The organism is Maritalea mobilis (assembly GCF_004363175.1).
GTDB classification, from domain to species: domain Bacteria; phylum Pseudomonadota; class Alphaproteobacteria; order Rhizobiales; family Devosiaceae; genus Maritalea; species Maritalea mobilis.
This window is the reverse complement of record NZ_SNYR01000003.1, coordinates 1-2500: the sequence shown is the minus strand read 5'-3', so window position 1 is coordinate 2500 and position 2500 is coordinate 1. Positions and strand designations below refer to the sequence as shown.

Annotated in this window: 2 rRNA genes (1 of these 2 cut by a window edge); both read left to right on the top strand. The window is 51.2% G+C overall.

Features of this window, described 5'->3' with window-relative positions:
* Nucleotides 1–2190 (top strand): 23S ribosomal RNA (locus ATL17_RS12595) (it extends 529 nt beyond the left edge of the window).
* 99 nt (nt 2191–2289) lie between these two features.
* Nucleotides 2290–2405 (top strand): 5S ribosomal RNA (rrf, locus tag ATL17_RS12590).
* Nucleotides 2406–2500 lie beyond the last annotated feature (95 nt).

Sequence of the window (2500 nt, the reverse complement as noted above, 5' to 3'; positions counted from 1 at the left end):
TTTGTATAATGGGTCAGCGACTTAATTTAACATGCAAGCTTAAGCCGTTAGGTGTATGCGTAGCGAAAGCGAGTCTGAATAGGGCGTTGAGTATGTTGGATTAGACCCGAAACCAAGTGATCTAGCCATGGGCAGGCTGAAGGTGAGGTAACACTTACTGAAGGGCCGAACCCACTTCTGTTGAAAAAGAACGGGATGACCTGTGGCTAGGGGTGAAAGGCCAATCAAACTTGGAAATAGCTGGTTCTCCGCGAAATCTATTTAGGTAGAGCGTCAGACGAATACTCCAGGGGGTAGAGCACTGGATGGGCTAGGGGTCCCCAACGGATTACCAAACCTAACCAAACTCCGAATACCTGGAAGTAATATCTGGCAGACACACTGCGGGTGCTAAGGTCCGTAGTGGAGAGGGAAACAGCCCTGACCTACAGCTAAGGTCCCAAAGTCATGGTTAAGTGGGAAAGCTTGTGGGAATGCATAGACAACCAGGAGGTTGGCTTAGAAGCAGCCATCCTTTAAAGATAGCGTAACAGCTCACTGGTCAAGCGTTCCTGCGGCGAAAATGTACCGGGGCTCAAACCATGCACCGAAGCTTAGGGTTTGCACTTTGTGCAAGCGGTAGCGGAGCGTTCTGTAAGTCTGCGAAGGGATACCCGTGAGGGGTCCTGGAGGTATCAGAAGTGCGAATGCTGACATGAGTAGCGATAAAGAGTGTGAGAGACACTCTCGCCGAAAGTCCAAGGGTTCCTGCGCAATGCTAATCAGCGCAGGGTTAGTCGGCCCCTAAGTCGAGGACGAAAGTCGTAGACGATGGGAATCAGGTTAATATTCCTGAACCTGGTGGTAGTGACGAATTTGCAGGTCTGTCAGTCCTTATCGGATTGGTTCTGGCAGTGAGCAAGTTCCAGGAAATAGCTCCACCGTTAAGACCGTACTCTAAACCAACACAGGTGGACAGGTAGAGAATACTAAGGCGCTTGAGAGAACTATGCTGAAGGAACTCGGCAAATTGCACGCGTAACTTCGGGATAAGCGTGACCCTTTTGTAGGCAACTACAGGAGGGTGGCACAGACCAGGGGGTGGCGACTGTTTACTAAAAACATAGGGCTCTGCGAAGTAGCAATACGACGTATAGGGTCTGACGCCTGCCCGGTGCTGGAAGGTTAAAAGGAGATGTGAGAGCATTGAATTGAAGCCCCAGTAAACGGCGGCCGTAACTATAACGGTCCTAAGGTAGCGAAATTCCTTGTCGGGTAAGTTCCGACCTGCACGAATGGCGTAACGACTTCCCCACTGTCTCCAGCATAGACTCAGCGAAATTGAATTCCCCGTGAAGATGCGGGGTTCCTGCGGTTAGACGGAAAGACCCCGTGCACCTTTACTATAGCTTCACACTGGCATTCGTGTCGGCATGTGCAGAATAGGTGGTAGGCTTTGAAATAGTGACGCCAGTTGCTATGGAGCCGCAATGTGAGATACCACCCTTATCGTCATGTATGTCTAACCGCGGCGTAACAGCGTCCGGGACAGTGTGTGGTGGGTAGTTTGACTGGGGCGGTCGCCTCCCAAAGAGTAACGGAGGCGCGCGATGGTGGGCTCAGACCGGTCGGAAATCGGTCGTCGAGTGCAATGGCATAAGCCTGCCTGACTGCGAGACTGACAAGTCGAGCAGAGACGAAAGTCGGTCATAGTGATCCGGTGGTCCCGCGTGGAAGGGCCATCGCTCAACGGATAAAAGGTACGCCGGGGATAACAGGCTGATGATGCCCAAGAGTCCATATCGACGGCATTGTTTGGCACCTCGATGTCGGCTCATCGCATCCTGGGGCTGGAGCAGGTCCCAAGGGTTTGGCTGTTCGCCAATTAAAGCGGTACGCGAGCTGGGTTTAGAACGTCGTGAGACAGTTCGGTCCCTATCTGCCGTGGGTGTAGGAATGTTGAGAAGAGTTGCCCCTAGTACGAGAGGACCGGGGTGAACAGATCTCTGGTGGACCTGTTGTCGCGCCAGCGGCATAGCAGGGTAGCTATATCTGGACGGGATAACCGCTGAAAGCATCTAAGCGGGAAGCCTCCTTCGAAACTAGCATTCCCTTGAGAGCCGTGGGAGACCACCACGTTGATAGGTCAGGTGTGGAAGCGCAGCAATGTGTGAAGCTTACTGATACTAATAGCTCGATTGGCTTGATTGTTCTCATTAATCAATGTCCGTACATCTCAAAACATAACGAACATCATCAACTAGGTTCGCCTAGTCATCATATTTAACTTCACGCTTTGCTTTTTGCCGACTTGGTGACTATAGCGAGGTGCTCAGAACACGATCCCATTCCGAACTCGAACGTTAAACACCTCAGCGCCGATGGTACTTTGTCTTAAGGCATGGAAGAGTAGGTCGTCGCCAAGTCCGCTAAAAGCAAAGAATGTCTCATACGATGTAAATTATTTAAAAACCCCACTCGCTAGAAATAGCAAGTGGGGTTTTTGTATTAGGGGGGGAGT